This window comes from Bacillus sp. SH5-2 (assembly GCF_008368905.1).
Classification (GTDB): Bacteria; Bacillota; Bacilli; order Bacillales; family Bacillaceae_G; genus Bacillus_A; species Bacillus_A luti.
This window is the reverse complement of the sequence record NZ_QOSD01000002.1, coordinates 54,379-79,213: the sequence shown is the minus strand read 5'-3', so window position 1 is coordinate 79,213 and position 24,835 is coordinate 54,379. Positions and strand designations below refer to the sequence as shown.

The 24,835-nt window shown below is 32.6% G+C and carries 26 protein-coding genes and 2 pseudogenes; 19 read left to right on the top strand and 9 right to left on the bottom strand.

The features are described 5' to 3' along the window. Positions 1 to 45: 45 nt before the first annotated feature. Positions 46 to 900, bottom strand: coding sequence for a BCA family alpha/beta fold macrolide esterase (gene mle / locus DN410_RS02085; protein WP_149175121.1), 855 nt, complete (start codon positions 898 to 900; stop codon positions 46 to 48). A 195-nt stretch (positions 901 to 1,095) separates the two neighbouring features. Between mle and DN410_RS02080 the strand changes: the two are divergent. Then, a pseudogene (locus DN410_RS02080) lies at positions 1,096 to 1,290 on the top strand (alcohol dehydrogenase catalytic domain-containing protein); the annotation flags it as partial. Positions 1,291 to 1,406: 116 nt separating this feature from the next. On the opposite strand, the gene pdxR reads toward DN410_RS02080, so the two are convergent. After that, complete coding sequence (gene pdxR, locus DN410_RS02075) at positions 1,407 to 2,840, bottom strand: MocR-like pyridoxine biosynthesis transcription factor PdxR (protein ID WP_149175120.1); 1,434 nt, start codon at positions 2,838 to 2,840, stop codon at positions 1,407 to 1,409. 149 nt (positions 2,841 to 2,989) lie between these two features. Between pdxR and DN410_RS02070 the strand changes: the two genes are divergently transcribed. Next, entirely contained in the window at positions 2,990 to 3,931 is a 942-nt protein-coding gene (locus DN410_RS02070; protein WP_149175119.1) for a DMT family transporter, read from the top strand. 358 nt (positions 3,932 to 4,289) lie between these two features. On the opposite strand, the gene secY is transcribed toward DN410_RS02070, so the two are convergent. Next, a complete protein-coding gene (gene secY, locus DN410_RS02065) occupies positions 4,290 to 5,594 on the bottom strand; it encodes a preprotein translocase subunit SecY (RefSeq protein WP_149175118.1) in 1,305 nt (434 codons plus the stop codon). A 398-nt stretch (positions 5,595 to 5,992) separates the two neighbouring features. Here secY and DN410_RS02060 point away from each other — a divergent pair. The 3 genes and pseudogenes from DN410_RS02060 to DN410_RS02045 form a co-directional block, all read left to right on the top strand. After that, positions 5,993 to 6,184 (top strand): annotated as a pseudogene (locus DN410_RS02060) (M4 family metallopeptidase); the annotation flags it as partial. 431 nt (positions 6,185 to 6,615) lie between these two features. Next, positions 6,616 to 9,186, top strand: coding sequence for a type I pullulanase (gene pulA, locus DN410_RS02055; protein ID WP_149175226.1), 2,571 nt, complete (start codon positions 6,616 to 6,618; stop codon positions 9,184 to 9,186). A gap of 423 nt (positions 9,187 to 9,609) precedes the next feature. After that, complete coding sequence (locus DN410_RS02045) at positions 9,610 to 10,209, top strand: undecaprenyl-diphosphatase (protein WP_149175117.1); 600 nt, start codon at positions 9,610 to 9,612, stop codon at positions 10,207 to 10,209. A 179-nt stretch (positions 10,210 to 10,388) separates the two neighbouring features. Here the strand turns inward: DN410_RS02045 and DN410_RS02040 are convergent, their stop codons facing one another. Both DN410_RS02040 and DN410_RS02035 read right to left on the bottom strand, forming a co-directional pair. Next, complete coding sequence (locus tag DN410_RS02040) at positions 10,389 to 10,571, bottom strand: hypothetical protein (protein WP_149175116.1); 183 nt, start codon at positions 10,569 to 10,571, stop codon at positions 10,389 to 10,391. A gap of 147 nt (positions 10,572 to 10,718) precedes the next feature. Continuing rightward, a complete protein-coding gene (locus tag DN410_RS02035; protein WP_149175115.1) occupies positions 10,719 to 11,255 on the bottom strand; it encodes a DinB family protein in 537 nt (178 codons plus the stop codon). 301 nt (positions 11,256 to 11,556) lie between these two features. On the opposite strand from DN410_RS02035, the gene DN410_RS02030 reads away from it, so the two are divergent. From DN410_RS02030 to DN410_RS02015, 4 genes are all read left to right on the top strand, one after another. Continuing rightward, positions 11,557 to 12,249, top strand: a complete 693-nt coding sequence (locus tag DN410_RS02030; protein ID WP_149175225.1) for an HAD family hydrolase — start codon at positions 11,557 to 11,559, stop codon at positions 12,247 to 12,249. Positions 12,250 to 12,448: 199 nt separating this feature from the next. Further along, positions 12,449 to 12,820, top strand: coding sequence for a DUF4180 domain-containing protein (locus tag DN410_RS02025; protein ID WP_149175114.1), 372 nt, complete (start codon positions 12,449 to 12,451; stop codon positions 12,818 to 12,820). An 84-nt stretch (positions 12,821 to 12,904) separates the two neighbouring features. Further along, a complete protein-coding gene (locus tag DN410_RS02020; RefSeq protein WP_149175113.1) occupies positions 12,905 to 13,429 on the top strand; it encodes a MepB family protein in 525 nt (174 codons plus the stop codon). Between the two features lie 138 nt (positions 13,430 to 13,567). Further along, on the top strand, positions 13,568 to 14,335 hold the full coding sequence (locus tag DN410_RS02015; protein WP_149175112.1) for an arylamine N-acetyltransferase family protein: 768 nt from the start codon (positions 13,568 to 13,570) through the stop codon (positions 14,333 to 14,335). A 19-nt stretch (positions 14,336 to 14,354) separates the two neighbouring features. Here the strand turns inward: DN410_RS02015 and DN410_RS02010 are convergent, their stop codons facing one another. Next, entirely contained in the window at positions 14,355 to 14,537 is a 183-nt protein-coding gene (locus DN410_RS02010) for a hypothetical protein (RefSeq protein ID WP_149175111.1), read from the bottom strand. A 142-nt stretch (positions 14,538 to 14,679) separates the two neighbouring features. Between DN410_RS02010 and DN410_RS02005 the strand changes: the two genes are divergently transcribed. The 4 genes from DN410_RS02005 to DN410_RS01990 all read left to right on the top strand — a co-directional run bounded on the left by DN410_RS02005 (position 14,680) and on the right by DN410_RS01990 (position 18,275). After that, the gene (locus tag DN410_RS02005) at positions 14,680 to 15,333 is read left to right on the top strand and encodes a YdeI/OmpD-associated family protein (protein ID WP_149175110.1); all 654 of its coding nucleotides are present in this window, start codon (positions 14,680 to 14,682) and stop codon (positions 15,331 to 15,333) included. Positions 15,334 to 15,458: 125 nt separating this feature from the next. Next, a complete protein-coding gene (locus DN410_RS02000; RefSeq protein ID WP_149175109.1) occupies positions 15,459 to 16,574 on the top strand; it encodes an NAD(P)/FAD-dependent oxidoreductase in 1,116 nt (371 codons plus the stop codon). Between the two features lie 207 nt (positions 16,575 to 16,781). After that, a complete protein-coding gene (locus DN410_RS01995; RefSeq protein WP_149175108.1) occupies positions 16,782 to 17,222 on the top strand; it encodes an NUDIX hydrolase in 441 nt (146 codons plus the stop codon). A gap of 393 nt (positions 17,223 to 17,615) precedes the next feature. Continuing rightward, positions 17,616 to 18,275, top strand: a complete 660-nt coding sequence (locus DN410_RS01990) for a protein kinase family protein (RefSeq protein WP_149175107.1) — start codon at positions 17,616 to 17,618, stop codon at positions 18,273 to 18,275. A 134-nt stretch (positions 18,276 to 18,409) separates the two neighbouring features. Here DN410_RS01990 and DN410_RS01985 read toward each other — a convergent pair whose 3' ends face one another. Beyond that, positions 18,410 to 18,589: a hypothetical protein gene (locus DN410_RS01985; protein WP_149175106.1), complete on the bottom strand. Its 180-nt coding sequence runs from the start codon at positions 18,587 to 18,589 to the stop codon at positions 18,410 to 18,412. 91 nt (positions 18,590 to 18,680) lie between these two features. Then, positions 18,681 to 18,938, bottom strand: a complete 258-nt coding sequence (locus tag DN410_RS01980) for a hypothetical protein (protein WP_149175105.1) — start codon at positions 18,936 to 18,938, stop codon at positions 18,681 to 18,683. Positions 18,939 to 19,075: 137 nt separating this feature from the next. Between DN410_RS01980 and DN410_RS01975 the strand changes: the two genes are divergently transcribed. From DN410_RS01975 to DN410_RS01960, 4 genes are all read left to right on the top strand, one after another. Continuing rightward, complete coding sequence (locus DN410_RS01975; protein ID WP_149175104.1) at positions 19,076 to 20,506, top strand: PQQ-dependent sugar dehydrogenase; 1,431 nt, start codon at positions 19,076 to 19,078, stop codon at positions 20,504 to 20,506. A gap of 181 nt (positions 20,507 to 20,687) precedes the next feature. Beyond that, complete coding sequence (locus DN410_RS01970) at positions 20,688 to 21,260, top strand: hypothetical protein (RefSeq protein ID WP_149175103.1); 573 nt, start codon at positions 20,688 to 20,690, stop codon at positions 21,258 to 21,260. 27 nt (positions 21,261 to 21,287) lie between these two features. Continuing rightward, positions 21,288 to 21,851, top strand: coding sequence for a GNAT family N-acetyltransferase (locus DN410_RS01965; RefSeq protein WP_149175102.1), 564 nt, complete (start codon positions 21,288 to 21,290; stop codon positions 21,849 to 21,851). Between the two features lie 77 nt (positions 21,852 to 21,928). Continuing rightward, positions 21,929 to 22,309, top strand: a complete 381-nt coding sequence (locus tag DN410_RS01960; RefSeq protein ID WP_149175101.1) for a nucleotide excision repair endonuclease — start codon at positions 21,929 to 21,931, stop codon at positions 22,307 to 22,309. 51 nt (positions 22,310 to 22,360) lie between these two features. On the opposite strand, the gene DN410_RS28250 is transcribed toward DN410_RS01960, so the two are convergent. Next, positions 22,361 to 22,495, bottom strand: a complete 135-nt coding sequence (locus tag DN410_RS28250; protein ID WP_255446633.1) for a hypothetical protein — start codon at positions 22,493 to 22,495, stop codon at positions 22,361 to 22,363. Positions 22,496 to 22,632: 137 nt separating this feature from the next. On the opposite strand from DN410_RS28250, the gene DN410_RS01955 reads away from it, so the two are divergent. Continuing rightward, entirely contained in the window at positions 22,633 to 23,412 is a 780-nt protein-coding gene (locus DN410_RS01955; protein WP_149175100.1) for an undecaprenyl-diphosphate phosphatase, read from the top strand. A gap of 82 nt (positions 23,413 to 23,494) precedes the next feature. Further along, on the top strand, positions 23,495 to 24,817 hold the full coding sequence (locus DN410_RS01950) for an FAD-dependent oxidoreductase (RefSeq protein ID WP_149175099.1): 1,323 nt from the start codon (positions 23,495 to 23,497) through the stop codon (positions 24,815 to 24,817). Positions 24,818 to 24,835: the final 18 nt, after the last annotated feature.

Below are 24,835 nucleotides of genomic sequence, written 5' to 3'. Positions count from 1 at the left end.
AATAGAAGGAGCACATCTAGTGCCCCTTCTATTTATTGGTTTCATCTACATTTTTGATGTATGTTCTATAACTGCTTGAATCATGTCCTCCCAGTCATCAGGATGATTTTCATGTCCCGCCCCTTCAAGAGTTAATAGTACTGATTTTGGAATTGCATCAATTAGCGCCAGACCATGTTCAAACGGGAGTGCCGTATCATCTGTTCCGTGAATGACTAATGTAGGTGCTTGTATGGAGTGAAGTATACCTTCATAAGCATCATCACCTTGAAGTAAAGCGTGATTAAACATACTCAATAGATTGTTAGCACGTTCTATTTCTTGTTTTACTTGTTTATAAACCCTATTTTCATCAAAGATTCGTTTTGATCCGCAAAGTAGACGAGACCCTGCGACTAAATACTCTGCTACAGCATTTTGATTTGCCCAATCTATATTTTTACCATTTACGTGATGTATTAATATTCTTTCATCCATTGGGGGCAAATCACGAGTGTTGTTATCAGATCCTATTACACTTGTAGCTAGTAAAGTTAACGTTAATATTCTTTCAGGATGTTTTACAGCGGCAATTTGAGCAATCATACCACCTAATGACATACCAAATAGATGTGCTTTATCAATATGATACGCATCTAGTACCCCAATTGCATCTTCAGCCATATCCGTAACGGAATAATTAGAAGTTCCAGGTTCATATGCGACAGAGCGCCCCACATCACGGTTATCAAAACGAATAACAAATTTCCCTGTGTTCGCCAACCGTTCACAAAACTCTTCATCCCAATAAACCATTGAGCACGTAGCACCCATAATTAATAAAATAGTTGGGTTTTTAGGGTTCCCAAAGCTTTCTGTACATATATCAATCCCATTTATTTTAAAAATTTTTTCAGTCATAGCGTTCTCTCCATCTCTTTTGAATTTAATTAAAAATACAATTTTGAATGATTGTTAGCTGTGTGTAAGTTTCGTTTTGGAATTCATTATGCTTCTTACGTAATTACCCCCAAAAATAAGTTTATGATAATTCAAAGCAAAAAATTTTGAGAAATAATTGTATGTTATTAAAATAAACAGCAAGGAGGAGAGGAAATGAAAGCAATTGTTATAGATCAATATGGTAGTGTCGAAGAATGAAAAGAAAGACAAGTTTTAAAACCGGTTGTTAAGAATAACGAGGTATTAATACGTATTCTTGCGACATCTGTTAATCCAGTTGATTGGAAAATAAGAAAAGGAGACTTACAAGAGCGGTTGCGATTTTCCTTTCCAATCACTTTAGGTTTAATGGAATGATAATGAAAATATTATTTATATGGTGAGTTTTATTTAATAAAAAGCAATTAGAACGCTTCAGAATTTAATACCCCAAAATATTTTGGGGTATTTGCCTATCTTTGCTTTTATAGCATAAACTTTCGCATTGTATCATGTAATCTCTCTAATCCAATGATCATATCTTTTTCATTTAACATCGAATAGCTAACTCTTAATTGATTATTATTTGTTTCGGGATTTAATAGACAAGCTGTTCCTGGTAAAAAAGAGACATCTACTTCATTTGCTTTTTGTAATAAAGTAAATGGATCTATTGAATTAGGAAGTGTAACCCATAAATTAAATCCGCCTTTTGGTATTTCAAAATTGATTTCTTTTAATGGGGATAATATATCAATTGTTATATCACGTCTAATTTGTAATGCTGTACATAATTTTTCTAAATGATTTTTCATACGTTCTGCACGTAAAAACGGTAGGAGTGCTTTTTGTGTTAATAAAGGGCTACCAATATCCATAGAACCTTTCACAGCGTATAGCCATTCAAAAATAGGCCCTTCGGCTATAAGAGCAGCGATCCGCAGTCCTGGTGCTAACGTTTTACTAAAACCTTTTAAATATATTACATGACCATTCGTATCAAACTTTTTGATAGGAGGAGGGACTATAGCATCCTCAAAATATATTTCTCCGAAAGAATCATCTTCAATTATAAAAAATTGATATAACTCCGCTAGCTCTATAAGTTCCATTCTCCGTTCTTTACTCAATACTGTACCTGTTGGGTTTTGGAAAGTTGGATTCGTATACAATAAAACGGGATTTTTACTTTGGCAAATATCATCGATTAAGTCGGAGCGAATTCCATGATTATCCATAGATATAGGAATGATTTGAACACCTTTATTGACAAAAACATCAAGTGCAGCGCCGTAACAAGGACTTTCCACTAATACTATATCACCAGGCTTTAATAATGTTTGAGCAATTAAATCAATTCCTTGCTGGGCACCGCTCGTAATTAATAATTGAGATGGGTCCGTCACTAATTTCTGGTGTTCTTTTAAGTAATTAACAATTTCAACTCGCAGTTCATAATCACCTTGAACAGGTCCATAAGTTGCTAGAATCATTTGGTTTTTATTAAGTATTTTATGCATTTCGTCTGCCAAGAACGGATTAGGCAATAAACGAGGATACAGAATCGCTTGTGAAAAATCATAATATTTACGGTGTTGATTCATTGCATATTGAGAACGCATAACATTAATAGATTTCGTTTGTTGCCATTTATACGGAATTGGTTTGAAATCTTTCTTTACATGTTTATGTATATAAGCGCCTTTTCCTTGCTTGATGCGTATATAGTCTTTCGTTTCTAATTGCTTATACGCTTTACGAACAGTTAATAGGCTGATCTGTAAATCTTCAGCCATGGAACGTAAAGATGGGAGGGAGTCACCATGTGCAAGCATGCCATTTTGTACTCTTTCAACAATCTGCATATATATTTGCTTGTAATACGGAATGTTGGATTCTTTTCGTAGTACAATTTTCATAGCTTCACCTTTTTTTCTTTTTAATCTAATTAAAGCGAAAAATATTTAGGGAATCAACTACAACTTGAAGTAACTGTTATATGCACTGATACACTGTTATACACCATACCCTTTATACTCATTTTAAGAGTATAAAGGGGGGAAGAAAAATGGTTATTTTCAATTATATTTTAGTATGTATTATCTTCGGGACAACATTTTTAACGATAAAGATTGGAATTGAAGCAGGAGCACCACCATTGTTTGCAGCAGGAATTCGTTTCTTTTTAGCAGGAGTAATCTTGATGATTATATTTAAGTTAAAGCGAAAAGAAATTATGCCACATGTATTTTCGAAACGTATTATATATGCTGGCTTTTGCTTAACGTTTATGACATTCGCAACATTATACTGGGCTGAACAATATATTTCTTCGGGATTAGCTGCTGTTCTTTCTGCTACAGGTCCAATGATGATTTTGTTATTACAAGCCAAAAGAAATAAGACAAAATTACAAAAGGAACAACTCGTTGCTTTAGTTATCGCACTAATAGGTGTTATCTTTGTTTCTTTACAAGGAATGCATCAAGAAGTTAGTTACATATGGGGTATTGCTTGTATTGTTTTAGTAGTAGGAGAGTTATTTTACGGAATAGGCTCTATTCACTCAAAAAAAATACTCTCGGATTTATCCAATGTCTCACCATTTCTCATTAACGGTATTCAAATGTTTTATGGAGGAGTTTTATTACTAATCGTATCTGTCATAGTGGAACAGCCAAATGTAGCTGTATTAACATCATGGAGTGTACAATGGCCTATTTTGTATCTCGTATTTATTGGATCAATCGGTGGGCATGGTTTATATTATTGGCTTTTATCAAAAACAAATCCAGTATTTCCATCGACGTGGTTATATGTTTCTCCGTTAATTGCTATTATTGTTGGATATATCATGTTAGGAGAACCTTTAAATCCTGCAATAGGAATTGGGGCTTGTTTCATATTGATTGGTGTGTTTTTGGCTAATCGTTCTATACTCCGAACTTACTTCAAGCAAGGACGGTTGTTAGAGAAGGAAATGCAGTCAGATAAAGAAACAGCCCTGTAATATACAGGGCTGTCATGTTCATAAAGATTGAATTAATATTTGGGATAAATAAAGAAAGCGTTACGGTCTAAAATAGCAGAAAAATCATTTATGACATGGATTAGAAATACAAAAGTTAATTTAGAAGGGGATAATTTAATAATATTTTGTGATGATTCGTTTCATCGTGATTTGTTTGAAGGGGAATATAATTTCAAGTACCGTACTGAAATTATTAAGAAAGAATACAACATTAGGTTTTATATAGAATCAAAAACCATACAATTTATTAGAAAAAGTGAATTGATATATTAGTGGGGAAATTAGAGATATTAGAATCAAAAACACAGTTGGAAAAATAACCAACTGTGTTTTTTACTTAATTCGCTTTTTTTATAAAACCTTTATAATGACGTTTTACAAGTTGAGTTTCTAACGTTTTCATCGTTTCTAATGCTACACCAACGATAATCAGTAAGCTAGTACCACCAATTTGAGCAGAAGGTGGTAACGTAGCAATTTTTGTGAATAGGAGCGGTAATATTGAAATTGCACCTAAGAAAATTGCACCGATAAATGTTAGTCGGTATAAAATTTTAGTTACATATTGTTCTGTTGTTTTACCTGGACGAATACCTGGAACATATCCGTTTTGCTTTTTCAAATTCTCAGCCATTTGTTCAGGGTTTACTTGAACAAATGCATAGAAGTAAGTGAAAGCAACGATAAGACCAACATAAAGGATCATTCCGATTGGATGTGCGAAATCAAGATTCGTAATTAACCATTTTGAAATGCTTGAATCAGGGAATAGCTGCGCGATTGTACGCGGCGTCATTAAAAATGCAGAAGCAAAGATAACTGGAATTACACCAGCACTATTTACTTTAAGAGGTAAATGAGTATTTTTTGCTCCTTGATATTGATTGTTTCCTGATACAGCTTTTGCATATTGAATTGGAATTTTACGAACCGCTTGTTGGATGTAAATAACCCCAACAACTATCGCTAAAATTACGAGTCCAATTAAAACCATTTTTACAATGTGCATAAATAACTGATCGCCTGCGTTTTGGAATTGTTGTAAATAAATTTGATTTGCAACATTAGGAATCGCTGCAACAAGTCCGGCAAAGATAATCATAGAGATACCATTACCAACACCTTTAGCAGTAATTTGTTCACCTAACCAAAGTAAAAATGCAGTACCTGCAGTTAAAACTGTCGCAATAAATAAGTATGTAGTCCAGCTTTGATCTGTTATTAATTGTCCACCTGCTATATTATTAAAACCATAAGACATCCCAATGGATTGTATGAATGCGAGAATGATTGTAAAGTATCGAGTAAATTGAGCTGATTTCTTACGGCCCATTTCCCCTTGCTTTGCCCATTCTGAAAATTTAGGTATAACGTCCATTTGTAGTAACTGTACTATGATGGAAGCTGTAATATATGGTGTAATACCTACAGCAAAGATTGAGAAGTGTTGCAATGCTCCTCCGCCAAATACGTTCAGCATACCTAAAACATTGGCTTGATCTTGTACTTTTAATACCTCTGCGTTAGTATGAGGAACTGGAATAAACGTGCCAATTCGAAAGACAATTAGCATCGCTAGTGTAAAAAGAATTTTGTTTCTTATCTCAGCTACTCTCATGAAATTTGAAATCGTACGAAACATTATGTCGCCTCCTATATTTTTATCAGTTCAAAACTGATTATTATACCCTAATGAAGTAACCACAAACCTCCTTCCGCATTAAATTCATTTGACAAATGGATTTCATACATTTTGTAGTTTTCACGGATATAAAAATATAAGGTGTTTTTTAGCGACCTATAAGCTTTTCGTAATCATTCAATACACATAATATATCGAATAAATTAACAAATGTACATACATACGCATGAAAAATGAGTGAATAGAGGCATTTTTTACATGTATTTAACGATAAATTGAAAGAACATTGCTTTTCATTATTATATTTCTAGTAAGTTGCTAGGACGATGAAAGAGATTCTTTATTTAGAGTTAAAATAAAATTTTACACACCTATAACTTCTACAAATTTAGTAATGTAGTACAGATGAGTTAAACATAACTTCTAATTTCAAAGAGTTGAAATCAGCATGTAGTCGAGTCGCAACTAATAAATATGGAGTGAATACAGCTGAATTTCAAGCAGTTCAAAAGACATTTGATGCAGCAAAAATTAAGTACGTTAGAAATATAGTTATCATTCATATATTAATACATTGTGAAAACAGCTAATGTCCTTTTAAGGATATTAGCTGTTTTTTACTTAACTATGTATTAGTGAAAATAAACTTACTAAGCAATGATTAGGCTAGGGATCTTCAATAAGTTGCGACAGACATATAAGGTTTATAGTATATAAAAACAGAAAATTAATAATATATTGACCTCTTTGTAGAAAGTACTATAGAATGAAAGCGATAACAAACGATTGCTTTAAAATAACTTCCCTGATCTTTTAGTATTTACAAATATATGAAGACATAAATAAACTATTTTTTTAAATATTAATGCAAACGTTTTCGTATTAAAAGATCATTGAAGTACAGATGTGAAAATAGCCAATATGGGGGGGAAGTAAAAGAGATTTCTAAATTAATTTAAGTAGCGTAATTTAGTATGAGCATAATAAATCGTTCGTACTATTTAAAGAAAGGGTGTATGTGATACCAATGATAAAAAGATTAATTAACAAATCAGTTTTATTACTTACTATAATCGTTATGTTATCATCTGTTTTCTCTTTTCAAAGTGTAAAGGCAGTTTCAAATTCGAAAACAACTGAAGTTATCATTCATTACAAAGAGCAGTCTGGAAATACAAAAGACTGGAACCTATGGATATGGGGAGAAAATGCAAATGGTAAATCATATGAATTTACTGGTGAAGATGAATTTGGAAAGTACGCTAAGATGAATATAGATGGTGACTATAATCGTGTAGGATTTATCATTCGTACAAATGAGTGGGAAAAAGATGGTGGCGATCGTTGGATTGAAAATATAAAGGACGGTCGTGCTGAGGTATGGATTCTTTCTGGTGATGAAAAAGTATATAATTCTAAGCCTTCTTCGGATCTATCAATTCAAAAAGCAACTATTGATAGTTTCAATGAAATTACTGTAACAACTAATGTCCCGTTTAATATTAAGGAACGGAAGATTGATATTGAAGGCATTAAAATTAAGAATATTAGTCCTTATGATATAAACAGTGGAAATGTTACTAATAAGGTTAAAATAATTACGGAGCAGAAAATTGATTTAAAACAGACATACAAAGTTAAAATTGAAAACTTAGCAACTACGAATACTGAAATCGGTAAAGTCATTCGTAGTAAGGAGTTTGATAATTTATTTTATTATGGTGGTAACGATTTAGGTAATATATATACACCACAACATACTAAGTTCCGTGTATGGGCTCCTACTGCAAGTGAAGCAAAGTTAGTTACATATAAAAAATGGAACGATAAAATAGGTACTGAAATAAACATGCAACAAGGTGAAAAGGGCACTTGGAAAGCAGAACTTAAAGGGAACCAAAAAGGTCTCTTTTATACGTATAAGGTAAAAATTGGTGATAAGTGGACTGAAGCCGTTGATCCGTATGCACGTGCTGCTTCTGTAAATGGAGATAAAGGTGCGGTTGTTGATTTGGAAGAAACAAATCCGAAAAAATGGAAAGAAAACAAAAAGCCAAAATTTAAAAATCCGGAAGATACTATTATTTATGAATTGCATGTACGTGACCTTTCTATTCAGCCCGAAAGTGGCATTAAACATAAAGGAAAATATTTAGGTGTAACAGAAAAAGGAACAAGAGGACCTGAAGGTGTGAAAACAGGACTTGATCATATGAAAGATCTTGGTGTTACTCACGTTCAGCTTTTACCGATATTTGATTATGCTTCAGTAAATGAAGAGAGTTTAAACGAACCACAATATAACTGGGGATATGACCCGAAAAATTTCAACGTTCCAGAGGGATCCTATTCTACAAATCCATATGAGCCAACTGTTCGAATAACTGAATTAAAGCAAATGATTCAAACACTACACGATAATAATCTTCGTGTTGTTATGGATGTAGTCTATAACCATATGTATAGTGCTACTGAATCTAATTTTCATAAGTTAGTTCCAGGTTATTATTATCGTTACAATGAAGACGGAACATTTGCAAATGGAACCGGTGTAGGAAATGATACTGCTTCAGAACGAAAAATGATGAGGAAATTTATGGTCGATTCTGTAGCGTATTGGGCAAAAGAATACAATTTAGACGGATTCCGTTTTGATTTAATGGGTATTCATGATTATGAAACGATGAATGAAATACGTAAAGCTGTTAATCAAATTGACCCTTCCATTATACTGCATGGAGAAGGCTGGGATTTAAATACACCTCTTGCAGCTGAGTTGAAAGCAAATCAAAAAAATGCAGAGAAAATGAAAGGGATTGCACATTTTAACGATAATATACGTGATGGATTGAAAGGCAGTGTATTTGAGGAGAAAGAAAATGGATTTGTAAATGGAAAGGAAAACATGGAAGACCGTATTAAAAAAGGGATTACGGCAGGCATTGACTACGATACAAATACGTCTACTTATCAAGATCCGGAGCAGGTGCTAACTTATGTGGAAGCACATGATAATCATACATTATGGGATAAACTTGAATTGACTAATCCAGGTGACAGTGAAGAAGTGCGAAAACAAATGCACAAATTGTCTTCTTCGATTTTATTAACATCACAAGGCATTCCATTCTTACATGCAGGACAAGAGTTTATGCGTACGAAATATGGTGATCATAACAGTTACAAATCTCCAGATTCAATTAACCAGATGGACTGGTTGCGTCGTGCAGCGTTTAATAATGAAGTAGATTATATGAAGGGCTTAATAGAATTACGCAAAAAGTACCCAGCCTTTAGAATGACATCTGCAGAACAAATTAAAAAACAAGTATCATTTATTGATGCTCCAAAAAATGTTGTGGCTTATTCAATAGATGGAAAGGACAATGGAAATAAAAACGAATACTTTATGGTGGCTCACAATGCAAATAGAGAAGTCGTTGAAATAACGCTTCCATCAAAAGGTCCTTGGAAAGTACTAGTAGACGGTAAACAGGCAGGTAGTAAAACACTTTATGTTGTCCGTGATAATAAAATTAAAGTTCCTGCATTAAGTTCATTAGTTTTAAAAACAGAGAAAACGATTAAATAAATGCCAAAAGCGGAGTGAAGGTTGTTTTCACTTCGCTTTTAAAGTTAAAATAGTATAATTTCACATACTGTAATTATATTACAATTTAATAAACAAAAAGAGAAGAACTCACCAAGGTTCTTCTCTTTTTTATGTGTAATTAGAGTTTCCCTAGTTGTAGATATAAGAGTTTATGAATATATCAAAAGGCAAGACGATAAACAAATTTACAAAATGACAAGAAAATGACAAAACTGTAAGAATGCATGAATGTTTGTAAGAAAGTTCGATGTTTTCTTTCTTCTTTTTTTATTAAAGTGAAAAAGAAGAAAGCGATGTCATAAGAGATTGATATTTTTAGATGAGTACAATAACCAAAACTATTCATGTAATGAAAGTATATGGCATTCAGTAAAACACCTTACTAAAAAGGAGGGATTTGAAATGTCTTTTTCTCAATTCAATATTGATATTTTTCGAGCGATTAATGATTTAGGTAAACAATATTCATTCCTAAGCTCAACCATGGTATTTTTGGCAGAATATATGGTATATATTTTAGCTTTAATTATTTTAGCTTATTGGTTTACTGGGTCCAGAAAAAGTAGGATGATGGTTATCCAAGCGATGATTGCTTTTGTGATTGCTGAGGTGATCGGAAAAATAGCAGGGAAATTTCATCTAAATTATCAACCGTTTGCAGTATTGCCTGATGTTAATAAACTTGTCGACCATGCTGTAGATAATTCATTTCCTAGTGACCATACAATTCTCTTTTTTTCGATTTGTTTTTCGTTTTGGCTTGTGCGTGATAAGACTAGATGGTTATGGCTTATACTTGCGTTTTGTGTAGCGATCTCTCGTATTTGGGTGGGGGTTCATTATCCTTTTGATGTTGCAGTAGGGGCTTTAATAGGATGTATTTCAGCGGTATTTTCGTATTGGTTAGTACCGAAATTGTCTTTTATTAGGCAATTACTTACTCAATATGAAAGAGTAGAAAAACATGTTTTACCATCCAAAAACAAATCAAAGGGATTTTGAGTATAGCCCTTTGTCATCCTCATAACTATTCTCCACAAGTTGAATGGGCCGAGACATTCAATGCACTTATTTACATCCACGAAGACGAAAAGGAATGGGGAGTACGTCTAGGTAATAAAATAGTTTATTACCTAGACGTATGATCTAAATACTGTCCCGTTAACATTTTTAATGTATCGTTATTGCAGAATTAAACCTACAATCATAATTAAACTAAATAGTATCATCCAACCAAACGCACAATAGCCGAAGATTCTAATCCATTTTGGTAATTGATTCATGTTAACTTTATTTGTGGAAACTCCTTGCATAAAAAACATCATTTTTTGATCTCTATCCCTATTATTTTGTTGTTCATACATAATATCATCACCTTTCTAGAACTATTGTGTTTATAGTATATCAGTCTGAAGAAAATTATGTATAAGGGCTAATTTGCATCTTATGTGGTGAATTTTATAAATAGTGAAAAAGAGCCCTACATCAATGGAACTCTTTTTCTTCAAGTATTAACTTACTGGATATGCATTAGAACCAAGATAACGTTCTTTTATAATTTGTAGATGATGAAGCTCATGTCCAGCTATGATGTATGCTAATGCACGAACTGTAACTTCAGATTTGTTCGCATTTCCTCTTTGTAACCAAGAGTCTTTATCTAAGCTTTTAAGTAAATGCACGGTAGATTGGCGAACAACTATTAAATTCTCAAAAAGATCTTGCATAGATTGCTTATCAAAAGCAGCTTTAAGAACATACATATCATCGTTATAGCCTGGAAGTTCTGCTGTCTCGCCTCGAGCAATAGATAACAAGCGATACGCCATAATACGTTCTGTATCTGCAATATGGCCGATTACTTCTTTTATACTCCATTTAGTAGGAGCATATCGGAAAAGTCCCTCACTATCAGAAATCTTCTTTAATAAAAGATTCGTTTCCTTTATTTGTTGCTCTAGAATATGTATGATATTTCCGTCTGATACTAAGTTAATATACGTTGCATAATAGGAGTTATATTCACTTGCTTTTGGTCTAATTTGCATACGAATCATCCTTTGTATTTAATCTTTAAGTACAGCTTATCACAAAAAGGGTTCGTATTAATCTGAAAATTTGAAATTGAAATCAAAAAGTTTACCTACTATCTTAGCCGAAAAAATTATTGTATTTACTTAGGAATTTACAAGCTTACATAACAAGTCGAAATAGTGTACTTTCACATCAATTAACAAACAGAAAAAGGACTTTTGATTTAACTCTTAGAATATCGTTCTATTACGAGTTCTTTGATATGAATTGCTTTTTTGATTACTTTTGAATATAGAAAGGTTGTGAATTTATTTGATGGATTATAAAGCTATGTTGTTTGATTTAGATGATACGTTACTTAATAGGGATAAGGCAGTAGATAAATTGTTTTTATTTGTTTTAGAAAAGTGTTATGAGGATGTTAGTGATGTAGTTAAAAACAACATGTTACAGAAATTCAAAGAATACGATAAAAGGGAATACGGCATGAGTGATAAAACGATAGTTTTAGAATCATTGTTTGATGAATTCCCGCCGAAGTATAGATTGCCACGCAATTACATCCAAGATTTTTGGAATGAAAAATTCCCTAATTGTTTTTCGATAGACCAAAATACTATTCAATTCTTAAATCATATAAAGAAGCACTTTAAAGTTGGAATAATAACAAATGGCTCAACTCAGAGGCAAAAGGCTAAAATAATTAACACGAATTTAAACAATTACTTTGATACGATCATTATTTCTGAAGAAGTAGGCTTTAGTAAACCTGATAAACGTATATTTGAACTAGCATTAAAAAAGCTTAATGTGCAACCAGAAGATGTATTATTTGTTGGAGATGACTTAGAAAAGGATATTGCTGGTTGTCAAAATGCAAATATAAAGGGCGTGTGGTTTAACCCTCAAAAAATCAAGAATACTACCAAAATACAATCATATGCCGAAATTAATACTTTGGATAGTTTGTTAAGATATGTTACGCCACAATATTTTTATAACAAGTAAAATCAATTTCATATATATTCAAAAATATAAAAAAGAGAAACTATCATTAATTTCATTGACCGTATTAATAATATAAAAATATATAGTTACAATAAAAAATTGGAGATTTTAATAGCTGCGGCTAATTTAATCTATGATTAATACGAAGTTTTGTAAAACAATTTTACTCATACTGTGTAAATAATAAAGGGGTGGGACTATGGAAATAAAGAAAGTGGTAATTGACGGATTAAATATTGCAATCATAAGAAATGATAAGGTGCTAATATCTGATGTTCAATCTGCATTAGATACTATGGCAACAGTTCAATATGAGGTAGATGCGAAACATATTATTATCCATAAATCTTTAATAAGTGAAGATTTCTTTGATCTAAAAACACGTCTTGCGGGCGATATCCTTCAAAAGTTTATAAACTACAAGGTAAAGTTTGCTATTGTTGGCGATTTCTCTATGTATACTAGTGAAAGCTTAAAGGACTTTATTTATGAATGTAATAAAGGTAAAGATATTTTTTACTTAGCAACTGAACAACAAGCAATTGAAAAACTAAGTACATTAAAGCAATAATAATACCCAAGTAAAATCTCCCTTTTTTTCACATCGCTTATTATTTACAACATATAAGAACTGACGTTTGTGGTAAACTAAGAAATGAATAAAGGGGGAGTTTTCTTGAACAATTTTAATGATATGATCCGAAATTTAAACAATATAGTTTACAAACCTAACAATTTAATGATTACGAATCTAAAAGAAGAAAAGCAAAACGCAGAATATGCAGGATGTTTATTTCACTTAAATAACAAAACCATTCGTTTTAGAAAATCAAAAATTACTCCTAATAAAATTGGTCAATTTGTTTCTTTTTGGGAAAAAGATGATAATATGCAAAATCAAACGTTTTCTTATGACGCTGCTCCTGACTTATTAGTTATCACTTGTATAGATGATCATAAACTAGGACAATTTATTTTCCCTAAAGAGATTCTTCTTAAGGAAAAAATCTTGAGAACACAAAATCAAAAAGGCAAGATGGCTATGAGGATTTATCCTATATGGGATAACCCTGTCAGCAATCAAGCTAAAAAGAGCCAAATGTGGCAACTTCAATATTTTGTTGATTTCAGCGATCATAATAATTTACCCATAGACAAACTATTAAATTTGTATTCGTAGCTTCTTATTTTAAGTAATCTTGTGGGTTAGACTTTTTGTACCGGTACAGTTAAACGAAATGTACATTGTTTCAGTACCCCATCAAACTTACAATCAGCATATACTATTTTAACTTATACATTTTAAGGGGTGCTGACTATGACAAGTCTACAACATAAGCTTTTTACAAGATTAAATCTTGCAAAGCGTACTGAAGTGAAGTTTGAAGAATTAAATACAATTCTCTTTGCATTTGCACACACTATACCATTTGAGAATTTAGATGTTATAGCACGTAATACGAATACAATTACTATGGAAAATTTACAGGATAAAATTTTAACTAGATCCCGCGGCGGACTTTGTTATGAATTAAATACTCTTTTTTACTACTTTTTAAAAAATTGTGGTTATGATGTACAACTTGCATTAGGTACCGTATATAAAAATGATATAAACGCATGGGCACTTGAGGATGGACATATAACGATTATTCTAAATTATGATAACGTACGATACGTAATTGATGTAGGTATTGCTTCATTAGTACCTCTAGTCCCTGTACCTTTTACTAGTGAGTCTGTTTCTTCTAAAAATGGTACGTATCGAGTGAGACAAAAAGATACGAGTAAAGGGAATTACGTTCTAGAAAGAAAAGATACGAACGGTGAGTGGAAAGTTTGTCATGCTTTTTATAATCGTATGATTGATGAGGCAGTAGTGAATGATGTTCAAAAAAGAGTAGTAGAAGATGAGAAATCTATTTTCAATAAAGGACCAATTGCAGTCAAATTGACGGAATCTGGCCATGTCTCTTTAACAAATACTAGTTTAACTGAAATAATTCATGGTGAAAAAACAAAACGTGAAATTACAGAAGATCAATATAGAGAGTTTTTATATGCTTTATTTGCTATTGAGTTGTGAATATACAAATAGCCGGTTCTTATTCAGAATCGGCTATTTGTATAATTTTTGGTTTAAAAGGTTTTCTTCTAATGTGTTTAGGGAACTGTGGTATAGTTAATGTTTTTAATGTTTCTGCAGCCTCTTCGTATGAATTAAAAACTGGTTCTTTTCCATCATCCCCCTGTAAAAACAATCCTTCATCTCGGATTACATACGGCATAAAACGACCCCTTCAAATAAAGATTTTGGTTCTTTTGAAACAGAATAACACTATTAAAGTTTGATTTTCTTAATAGATATAATACACTAGAACAGTATAAAAACGAATGTAAAATGAATTTTGAATGTAAAGGAAGATTTTTATGACAGTTATCGATAAATTGAAGCTTAATAAGTATACGAATATGGTGGTTATTAATGAACCAAGTGATTACGAAGTTTTTACAGGTAAAGAAACTGTATTTTCAAAAGAACACGATGCCATTTTTATTTTTGTAGAAACACTTGATGAAATGGTGAAACAAACGAATTATATTATTAATAATGAAGAATTACTAATTGAAAAAGGTTATGTGTTTTTCGCATATCCGAAAAAAGGTAATGCTCGTTATAATACTTTTATTCATCGTGATGAAATGTTTCCGGCTTTAAATGTTGGAGAAGATGGGTATGTAGGAAAGAGCGATATTAAATTTGCGCGAATGGTAAGTATGGATGACGTCTTCACTGTTGTAGGCTTAAAGCGTGAGAAGAAAAAAGCGACGAAAACACCTGCAATGAGCCAATGTGTAGCTGATTATGCAGATCGAATTCAAGATGTTGAAGCTTTATTAGCTAATCACCCAAATGAACTTAAGTTTTATCAAAGTTTAACGCCTGGATATCAGAAAGATTGGGCACGTAATTTATTTTCTGTAAAACAAGAAAAAACACGTGAAAAACGTTTTGAAAAAATGATTGAAGTTCTATCACAAGGCTATAAAACAATTGATTTATTCCGCAAAAAGAAAAAATAAGATTAGGAAAGTCACAATGATGCAACAATTAATTGTGATGAGTACATTGAAAAAAGTATTCCTTCCATTATACTAAGGAATGTTCTTATATTTATATAATTAGCAAAAGAGAAAAGGTGTTTGAAATGAAATCGTATATTGTAGTTGGATCTGGAATTTTAGGAGCGTCTACTGCTTATCATCTTGCTAAGGCTGGTGCGAATGTTACTATCGTGGATCGTCAACAAGTAGGTCAAGCAACTGATGCAGCAGCAGGTATTGTCTGTCCATGGCTTTCACAACGTCGTAATAAAGCATGGTATAAAATCGTTAAAGGCGGTGCACGTTACTATTCTTCGTTAATTCAGCAATTAGAAGATGACGGTGAAACGGATACAGGTTACAACCGTGTAGGTGCAATTAGTTTACATACTGATGAGAAAAAGTTAGATCAAATGGAAGAGCGAGCTTATAAACGTCGTGAAGATGCACCAGAGATCGGTGAAATTACGCGTTTATCAGCTGAAGAAACGAAAAAATTATTCCCAGCATTATCAGAAGAATATAGTTCTGTTCATATTAGTGGTGCTGCACGAGTAAACGGAAGATTATTACGCAATGCATTAATAAGTGCTGCGAAAAAACATGGTGCAACTTTTATAAAAGGAGATGCAGTATTAGTCCGTGAAGGTAATCATATTACGGGAGTTATAATAAACGATGAAACAATTTTTGCAGAAAAGGTTATTGTAACTGCAGGTGCATGGGCGAACGAAATCTTAAACCCTTTAGGAATTAATTTCTTGGTTACGTTCCAAAAAGGACAAATTGTTCACCTGCAAATGGAAAATACAGCAACAGAAAATATGCCAGTTGTTATGCCGCCAAATGATCAATACATTTTAACATTTGACAATGGTCATGTCGTAATTGGTGCAACACATGAGAATGATACCGGTTTCGATCACCGTGTAACGGCTGGTGGTTTAAATGAAGTTTTCCATAAAGCATTAACAGTTGCACCTGGCTTAGAAAATACTACCATGATTGAAACGAGAGTTGGATTCAGACCATTTACGCCAGGATTCTTACCTGTAATTGGCCCGCTTCCTAACTTTGAAGGTATTCTCGTTGCAAACGGATTAGGTGCTTCAGGTCTAACTGCCGGTCCATATTTAGGGTCAGAACTTGCTAAATTAGCGCTGGGACAACCAATTGAATTAGATTTAAATGATTATGACGTTGCTGGCGCAATTGAATAACATCGGGTATGAAAAAAACAAGCTAAGCAAATTCGATAGGAAATAAGCAGTTTTTTTCTCCATTAAGAGTAAGACTGTTTATGAAAAAATAAAATTCTTTAAAAATAGAGGGCTGACACCATAAACTTGCATTATTAATGTAGAATTGTGATGTTGGCTCTTTATTTTATATTTATTTAAAGCTTATTTTCGAGAGGAGGTTAAGCAATGAGAGCACCATATCAAGTATTGATATTTCCTTATATAAAAACTGACGAGTCTATTCAATATGCGATTTTCAACCGAAGTGATTATGGTTATTGGCAAGGGATAGCTGGTGGTGGAGAAAACGGTGAGATTCCTATTGAATCAGCAAAACGGGAAGCGTTTGAAGAGGCTGGTATTACAAGTGAATGTTCATATATACAATTAGATTCTGTGTCTTCACTACCAGTAGAGGATGTAGTTGGGGGATTCCTTTGGGGAGATGAGGTTTATGTAATAAAAGAATTTTCTTTTGGAGTTAAAGTCCCTACAAAAAACATCTCATTATCTAAAGAACACTTAAATTATAAATGGTTATGCTTTGAGGAAGCAGTAACGCTTTTGAAATGGGATAGCAACAAAACAGCATTGTGGGAATTAAACAAAAGACTATTAAAACAATAAAATTGTTAGCTAACAAAGATATTAGTGGAACAAAAATTGAACAATTTAAAAAACCCTTGCTACACTGCATTTGTAGCAAGGGTTTTTTCTTAGTGTCGTTTTTTAAGAATCAAATATGAATTTGGCATGGCCAATGAACTAAGAGAACTTGCACTAAGAAAGACCTTATACAGTTGCCTCTAAAAAAATGAAAATAGTTAAAAATATTTTTATGTTGTACGGTTTTTGACTATGAATAGCGGAATACATATGAAGTATTCAACAGTTCAAATAGAACGAGTCCTCTTTTTATTTTTAAGAAGAAAGATGACTCGTTTTATGCTAAAATTCGCTTAGTGTATATTTCGTTAAAATGTGGGTGGGACCCCTTTTAGCAAAACCGGAGTGGAAATGATGAGTATAAATAGTTTTGTGGAATTAATAAAGGACGAATTATTAAAAGAGGTAAGCATAAGAAGTGAGGATGAATTCGATCCAGTAGTAGTTAAAGATATTCCTAGACTTTGGAAGTGTTTAGGGAAAGGTAACTATGCCGCAGTATTCATGCACAGAAAGTACAAAGATTGGGTCGTGAAAGTTTACGCGCGAGAAGGAGAAGGAATTGAAAAAGAGTCAGAAGTATACCGAAGAATCGGAAATCATCCTTCTTATTCGAAGCTTATATATAAAGGGGAAAATTTCATAGTATTAAAACGTTTAAAAGAAATTACCTTATACGATGCTATTCATAAGGGGATTAAAATTCCTAAGCAGGTGATCCTTGATATCAATGAAGCTTTAGAGTATGCAAGGAAGCAAGGATTAACTCCTTGTGATGTTCACGGGAAAAATGTGATGATGGAAAAAGGAAGGGGATATGTAGTCGATGTATCTGATTTCTTAAAAACAAAAGAAGATAGTAAGTGGAGAGACCTAGAAAAGGCATATTTTACATTTTATTTGCCTTTCATTTATAAATTGCCTTTCCCTGTTAGAATACCGTATTTCATGTTAAATATTGTTAGACATTCGTATAGAAAATATAAGAAAATTAAAAAGAAATTCAAATTGTAAAAGGATAGCATACTTATCTTTAGGTTAGATAAGTGAACCACTAGTAAACAAAAGGACCGTACACTTTAGATATGTCTAATATGTACGGTCCTAATCTTTTTTATGTATACATATTTTTGTTAGTTATATCACTATCAATTCCAAAACGAGATATTTTGAATCAATGAAACCGTCAAAATAAGTGTTGATGCGGAACCAGCAGTTAATAACATTACTATTTTTCGTCCATTCTGTTCATTTGAAGATTTTATAAGTTCTGTAATCAACACAATCCATATTATTATAGAAACTATAGAAATAATATTTATAGACATATGTAACACATCCCTTCGTGTTTTTACATAAACATTTCTTTTTTTATAAAATAAAAGCAGTCTACTAAGAAAATATGTACAGCATTATAAATCAATATTCTCCTGTTAAACCACCTTTTTTAAATAGAAATACGACTGATAAAACGATAACAACAGCCTTCAAACTGCCCCAATATGGATAAATAGCATGATCTGTTAGATTAGCATGTTGAAAAATGTTCTCTAAACCAAAAATCCCAATAATGACTGCTAAAAGAAAAGCGGCTTTTCCAATAGTCGTATTACGATGGAGGGTAAATAAATATAGTGCAAATATTAGTGGTAAGATGATTTGTAGTAAAAGTGTCATAAGTAGACCCCCTAGTTTATTTATAATTATATTATATACAAAATTGTAATAAAAAGGAATTCAACTTGTTTGATACTAATAAGTTCACTCTAATCATACTCTTCTATTAAAAAGAATAAAAAGGGGTGTAAAGTTAATTGACAAAAGTTAAAGTTAGTTTACGACCCATTGTTCATAACATAAATTTACCTACTGTAATAAAAACAACTATTCTTCCAGGTGAGTCGGCTGAAAGACTATTTATTACAACCCAATTAGGGGAGATTTTCTACATAGGAGACGGAGTCATAAAAACATTTTTAAATATTCGTCAACGGATTATTACATTAGGCACATCTGAAGAAGGCGTTTCTAGTAGCGGCTATGATGAACGGGGATTGCTTGGACTAGCATTTCATCCGCGATTTTATCAAAACGGGTTATTTTATCTTCATTATTCAGTTGCTGGAACTCAAGGACCTGGTACACTTTCTGAACAATTTAAACCGAATCCTTGTGATCCGAAAACTTTAAACTTAAAGTGGGTAAATAGAAATACTCAATATGACCATATTGATACAGTTGAAGAATGGATATTACAATCAAACGGTCAACCTCAAAAACGCAGAACATTACTTAATATAAAACGCCCATTTTTTAATCATAATGGCGTAAATACTTTAAATTTTTCTCCTGAAACGGAAAAACTTGTTTTTACAAATGGAGATGGTGGTTCGGGTTATGATCCTTTTAATTTAAGCCAAGATGATTTAGAAATAGCGGGTAAAATAATTGAAATCGATGTAAGTAGAGATACAGTCATAAATAATCCTCCAGTAGTTTCGCGCTTTAATGAACTTCCTTTATCTATACAAGAAACACTTACAGTAATTGCGAAAGGTATTCGTAATATAACCGGTATTTCATTCCAAAGGTTTTATAATCAATATATTAAATATGCAGGTAATGTCGGACAGGATATTGTGGAGTCTATTTTTTCTTTTGTTCAATATAAACCGATACCGGTTACCGAACTTGTTAAAATGCATGTAATGAGACTCTCTCCCAATCAAGATGGGTTTATTAATTTTGGTTGGCGGGGATGGGAAGGGGCATTACCTACTTCTTTTATAAGGCACTGTTCTGATAATCCTGCTTTGGATGAGAGAACAATGGCTTATTATAATGAAACAATAGAATTATCCGCAAAGCGTATTCAGCCACTAATTAGTTATTTTCATAAAGACCCCAGACCAGATAAGTTTGGAGGAACTTCACTTACAGGAGTTCAGCCATATATGGGAACTACAATCCCAAATTTAAACGGTAGCGTTGTATTTACTGATCTTGCTAAGAAAGAAGAGTCTCGGCCGCCAGTTAAAGGTTTTTTAGCATATACTAGAGCTGGTACAGACGGTAAACATACTGACTTTCATGTTATTGAAACCAATTATGATTTTGGTACGCAAGCAGCTTATTATATGAGTTTAGGAACAAATTTGGATCAAACTAGGTTATATTTAGGGGTTTACGGTTCTATGAAAGTAACTGATTTTAACAAAGGTACCATTTTTGAAATTATCCCTTAATACGATATACACTCGCAGTTTAATAATACAAGGAATTCAATTTGTTTCAAAACACACAATTTCCCCCCCTAAAAGTCTTTTATTGTTTAGTAACTCATAACAAGTAGAAAGCAGCTCATAAACCACTAGTGTATGAATAATATAGAAATTGATGAATTAGATATCTTTAGGGGGTATTTTGATGAATCGGTTTGTACGTTATTGGTGTCAACTTATGATAGAGAATGATGGGAACTTTGTACCTAAAGGAAATTTGGCCCTCGCAAATAAGCTAGTCATTACAGCTTTAATGAGTGCTTTGGCCACCATGTTTCAAGCAGCAGGTAACTTAATTCCTGGTATAGGGTTATTTATTAGCCCATTTGCGACATTACCAATTTTTTTGGCTATTTGCTACTCTACTCGCGAGGGAGTACTTTCTTATCTTCTTACTATTCTCCTATTATTTATTATTGAGCCAAGTGAACTAATTGTATTTCCCTTTACTACAGGCTTATTAGGTATAGCTTTAGGACTTTCCTTTATACAATTCAAGAGGAGAATTTGGGTAGTTTCCTTTTCTGCGATTTGTCTACTTATAGGAATTATGATTGTTCTAGATATTTTCCGTTTTCCCGTACTTGGTCCTGCTATTCATACAACTATGAATATAAAAATTATTTTATCAATATTTATACTAAGCTTTCTATACTGCTGGATCTATGCAGGGCTTTGTAGAATATTGTTGAATAGATTATATAAAGTATGGTTTTAACAATTGTATAGAATGGAGATTTAAATCATGTATAACGTTGCAATTAGGAGACCGAATTCGGATGATTTAGAGGAACTTCACTTATTTTTCCGTATAGTTATTACGAATACATATAAAGACGAAGGATTGTCACAACTATTGGATGACATAGAAAATGAAATTAACATGAAAAAGCAATATTTGAAAACAGATTTTGATAGTAATGGAGAAAAACGTTACTTTTTATTAGCAATTGATACAAATAACGATAAAATCATTGGAACAATTGAAGTTGGTCCAGCAAGTACATTGATTAATAGTTGTACAGGTGGTGTACTTAAGGATTTGTATGAAATAGGAACTGTATTTATACTTCCAGAGTATCAAAGAAAGGGGATAGGGAGTTTACTACTAAATACAATGTTTCTTACGTTACTTAGCAGAGGAATAACAGAATACTGTTTAGATAGTGGATACAAAAAAGCGCAAAGTATATGGACGAACAAGTTTGGAGAGCCTAGTTATGTACTGAAGGATTATTGGGGAGAATCAAGTGATCATATGATTTGGAAGAAAAGTTTACATGATACACCCATAATATTTGAATTATAAAATGAAATATGCCTATGAACGTAGCTTTTCTTACATATGTATGCTATTATTTATCTTTATAATAAAAGAGGACGTGAATGAACTTGATTAAAATTAATATTCCTGAAGCTGATGTTTCAATTACTGAACGTAAACAAGTTATTAAGGGAGACGAGCCAATAATCACTCCAATTAATGGCTTTATCGATTTCCACTTGTTCCCTAGAGATAAAGGCGGCATTTTTATGTTTTACAATATTAATGACGAACTTCTTTTCGTAGGTAAAGCTCGTAAAATTAGACAACGTATTAAGAAGCATTTCGAAGACAATGTTTCACCAATTAAAAACCACCGTGATGAAGTATACCGCATTGATGCATGTGTCGTAGAAGATCCAACAGAAAGAGAAATTTACGAAACATATATCATTAATGAATACAAAGCAAAATATAACGTTGATAAAGTATTCTATAAATAAGTAACAAAAAACAATCCTAGTACATATGCTGGGATTGTTTTTTGTTTTAAATTAGTCCTCATATTTTTCTCCTTTTTTCAAATGATTAGCAACAATAAAACAGCATACACCTATACATATAAGTACAATTCCAATCATTTTATGTTTCCCCTCAAAGAAAGGAATATCAGAAATAACATTTGTCATACATAACCCTACAAACACAAGGATAGGTCCTACCCACAGTAATAGTTAAAAGTAAATTCCTGGAGAAATATAGTTTTTTTCATATCGAAAATTTAACCTTCATATATTGGTACAAGCAAACAAGAAAGGGGACCATCATGAATTGGTTAGAAGCTTTTATATTAGGGATCATACAAGGTTTAACAGAGTTTTTACCGATAAGTAGTACAGGTCATCTTTATTTAGGAAGGCATTTGTTTCAATTAGATAAAGCAGGATTGTTTTTAGATACGATGCTGCATATTGGGACTTTGCTTGCAGTGTTTATTTATTACAAAAAAGAATTTATATATTTAATCAAAAATCCATTTTCAAAACTAATGCTACTACTTATTGTCGGAACGATACCCGCAGTTGTAATCGGCTTGTTATTTAAAGACTTCTTTGAAGATATTTCAAAAACAGGTATTACGATTGGTTGGGAGTTTTTAGTGACGGGATTCTTTCTCTACATGGCGGATAAACAAAAGAATGGTCGTAAAAAAATGGACGACATTACATATAAAGATGCATTTATTATCGGTTCATTTCAAGCGGCTGCCATTTTCCCGGCAATTTCTCGTTCTGGTATGACAATCGTCGCTGCATTATGGAGAAAGTTAGACCGTGAAACTGCTGCTTACTTTTCTTTTTTATTATCAACTCCAGCCATTGTCGGGGCTATCATTTTGCAATTTGCAGATGTTTTTCAAGGGAAAGCAGAATCTATTTCAAGTACATCTTTAATTGTCGGAACGTTATCAGCAGCGTTCTTTGGTTACATAGCCGTTTCATGGATGATTCAATATTTAAAAAATCACTCCTTAAAAGTATTCGCGTATTACGTATGGGGATTAGGTATTTTAATTTTAACGTTGCAATTTACTCATGTGTTTTAAGTATAATGATAAAGAAGTTAATTAGTTTAAGATCCTGTTTCATTTATACAAGGCAGGATCTCTTTTTATTAAGGGGGAAAATATGTTTAATAAGGCTATCATTATTGGCGGAAGTATGGCAGGAAAGCTCGCAGCAAAAGCATTATCAACTTCTTTTAAAGAAGTAATCATTTTAGAAGCTGGCGAAAGATGGGATGGAAAGTCTTCGAGAAAAAGAGTTCCACAAAGTAATCACCCTCATGTGTTATTAAAAGGTGGAGAAAAAGCCATTGAGGAATTGTTTCCTAATATCACTAATGAACTAATTGAAGCAGGTAGTATCGTAAATAACTTTACTCGCGATTTAAAATGGCATCAATTTGGTTTATGGAAACAACCATTCATAGGAGAAGTACGTATGATTCAACAAAGTAGGTTTTTGCTTGAATGGCATATTCAAAAACGAATACATCAAATTTCAAATATCACCAGCAAATTTGGGACACTGGTTGAAGAATTATTAGTAGATGGAAAGGTTAACAAAGTACGTGGAGTAAAAGTTAAATGTTTAGAGACAGGCATGCAAGAAGAAATTCAAGCAGATATTGTTGTTGATGCTAGTGGATTTAGTTCAAAAAGTATATCGTGGTTACGTGAATACAATATCGAAGTGCGAGAAGAGAAAGTGCGTATTGATTTATTTTACGCAACTAGAATGTTTAAACTTAAAGAAAATGAGAAATTAGACTGCTGTAATATGCTCATGTCTCCAAGTTTCCCTGACAATCCGTATGGTGTTCTTATTCAAACGATTGAGGATAATCGTTATTTTGTTACTTTCAGTGGATATGCTAATGAGAAAGCACCACAAACAGATGAGGAATTTTATAATTTTGCTGAAAATCTATCAATCTCAAATGTTACAGATTTTCTTAACAAATCAGAGGCAATTTCAGATATCAAAACGTACAAAATTCCGTATCAAATACGTCGGCGATTTGATTTAGTGAATAATCTACCCGAAAGATTGTTAGTAGTTGGAGATGCACATTGTCGTTTTGATCCTGTTTTCGGTCAAGGTGTTTCAGTTGCGGCTATGGAAGCTCACCAATTGCAGTTGCTTTTACAAAGGAGACAAAAGCTTGATAAGGCATTTACACAGCAGTTTTATAAAGAGACCGCTCATATCATACAAACTCCTTGGGAAATGACAACAACGGAAATATCACGTCATCCTCAGCTAAAAAGAGAATTAACGATAAAGCAAAAATTTCAGCTATGGTATACGAAACAAATATATCAACTATCAGCAACGGACTCTGACGTTTATATTCGATTAGTAAGAGTGATGAATTTAATTCGTAGTCCATTTCACCTATTTCATCCAAAAGTGCTACTTGCTGTGTTACTGAAGCGAAAGAAATAGCAGGAAATTAATCGATTT

Coding starts and splice junctions, on each gene's coding strand:
- DN410_RS02020 (WP_149175113.1), top strand. CDS start 12,905: ATGAATAAAGGGGGAGTTTTCTTGAACAATTTTAATGATATGATCCGA.
- DN410_RS02005 (WP_149175110.1), top strand. CDS start 14,680: ATGACAGTTATCGATAAATTGAAGCTTAATAAGTATACGAATATGGTG.
- DN410_RS01965 (WP_149175102.1), top strand. CDS start 21,288: ATGTATAACGTTGCAATTAGGAGACCGAATTCGGATGATTTAGAGGAA.
- DN410_RS02030 (WP_149175225.1), top strand. CDS start 11,557: ATGGATTATAAAGCTATGTTGTTTGATTTAGATGATACGTTACTTAAT.
- secY (WP_149175118.1), bottom strand. CDS start 5,594: ATGTTTCGTACGATTTCAAATTTCATGAGAGTAGCTGAGATAAGAAAC.
- mle (WP_149175121.1), bottom strand. CDS start 900: ATGACTGAAAAAATTTTTAAAATAAATGGGATTGATATATGTACAGAA.
- DN410_RS02025 (WP_149175114.1), top strand. CDS start 12,449: ATGGAAATAAAGAAAGTGGTAATTGACGGATTAAATATTGCAATCATA.
- DN410_RS02000 (WP_149175109.1), top strand. CDS start 15,459: ATGAAATCGTATATTGTAGTTGGATCTGGAATTTTAGGAGCGTCTACT.
- DN410_RS01960 (WP_149175101.1), top strand. CDS start 21,929: ATGAACTTGATTAAAATTAATATTCCTGAAGCTGATGTTTCAATTACT.
- DN410_RS02045 (WP_149175117.1), top strand. CDS start 9,610: ATGTCTTTTTCTCAATTCAATATTGATATTTTTCGAGCGATTAATGAT.
- DN410_RS02015 (WP_149175112.1), top strand. CDS start 13,568: ATGACAAGTCTACAACATAAGCTTTTTACAAGATTAAATCTTGCAAAG.
- DN410_RS01955 (WP_149175100.1), top strand. CDS start 22,633: ATGAATTGGTTAGAAGCTTTTATATTAGGGATCATACAAGGTTTAACA.
- DN410_RS01985 (WP_149175106.1), bottom strand. CDS start 18,589: ATGTCTATAAATATTATTTCTATAGTTTCTATAATAATATGGATTGTG.
- pdxR (WP_149175120.1), bottom strand. CDS start 2,840: ATGAAAATTGTACTACGAAAAGAATCCAACATTCCGTATTACAAGCAA.
- DN410_RS02040 (WP_149175116.1), bottom strand. CDS start 10,571: ATGTATGAACAACAAAATAATAGGGATAGAGATCAAAAAATGATGTTT.
- DN410_RS28250 (WP_255446633.1), bottom strand. CDS start 22,495: ATGACAAATGTTATTTCTGATATTCCTTTCTTTGAGGGGAAACATAAA.
- DN410_RS02070 (WP_149175119.1), top strand. CDS start 2,990: ATGGTTATTTTCAATTATATTTTAGTATGTATTATCTTCGGGACAACA.
- DN410_RS02010 (WP_149175111.1), bottom strand. CDS start 14,537: ATGCCGTATGTAATCCGAGATGAAGGATTGTTTTTACAGGGGGATGAT.
- DN410_RS01950 (WP_149175099.1), top strand. CDS start 23,495: ATGTTTAATAAGGCTATCATTATTGGCGGAAGTATGGCAGGAAAGCTC.
- DN410_RS01980 (WP_149175105.1), bottom strand. CDS start 18,938: ATGACACTTTTACTACAAATCATCTTACCACTAATATTTGCACTATAT.
- DN410_RS01995 (WP_149175108.1), top strand. CDS start 16,782: ATGAGAGCACCATATCAAGTATTGATATTTCCTTATATAAAAACTGAC.
- DN410_RS02035 (WP_149175115.1), bottom strand. CDS start 11,255: ATGCAAATTAGACCAAAAGCAAGTGAATATAACTCCTATTATGCAACG.
- DN410_RS01990 (WP_149175107.1), top strand. CDS start 17,616: ATGAGTATAAATAGTTTTGTGGAATTAATAAAGGACGAATTATTAAAA.
- DN410_RS01970 (WP_149175103.1), top strand. CDS start 20,688: ATGAATCGGTTTGTACGTTATTGGTGTCAACTTATGATAGAGAATGAT.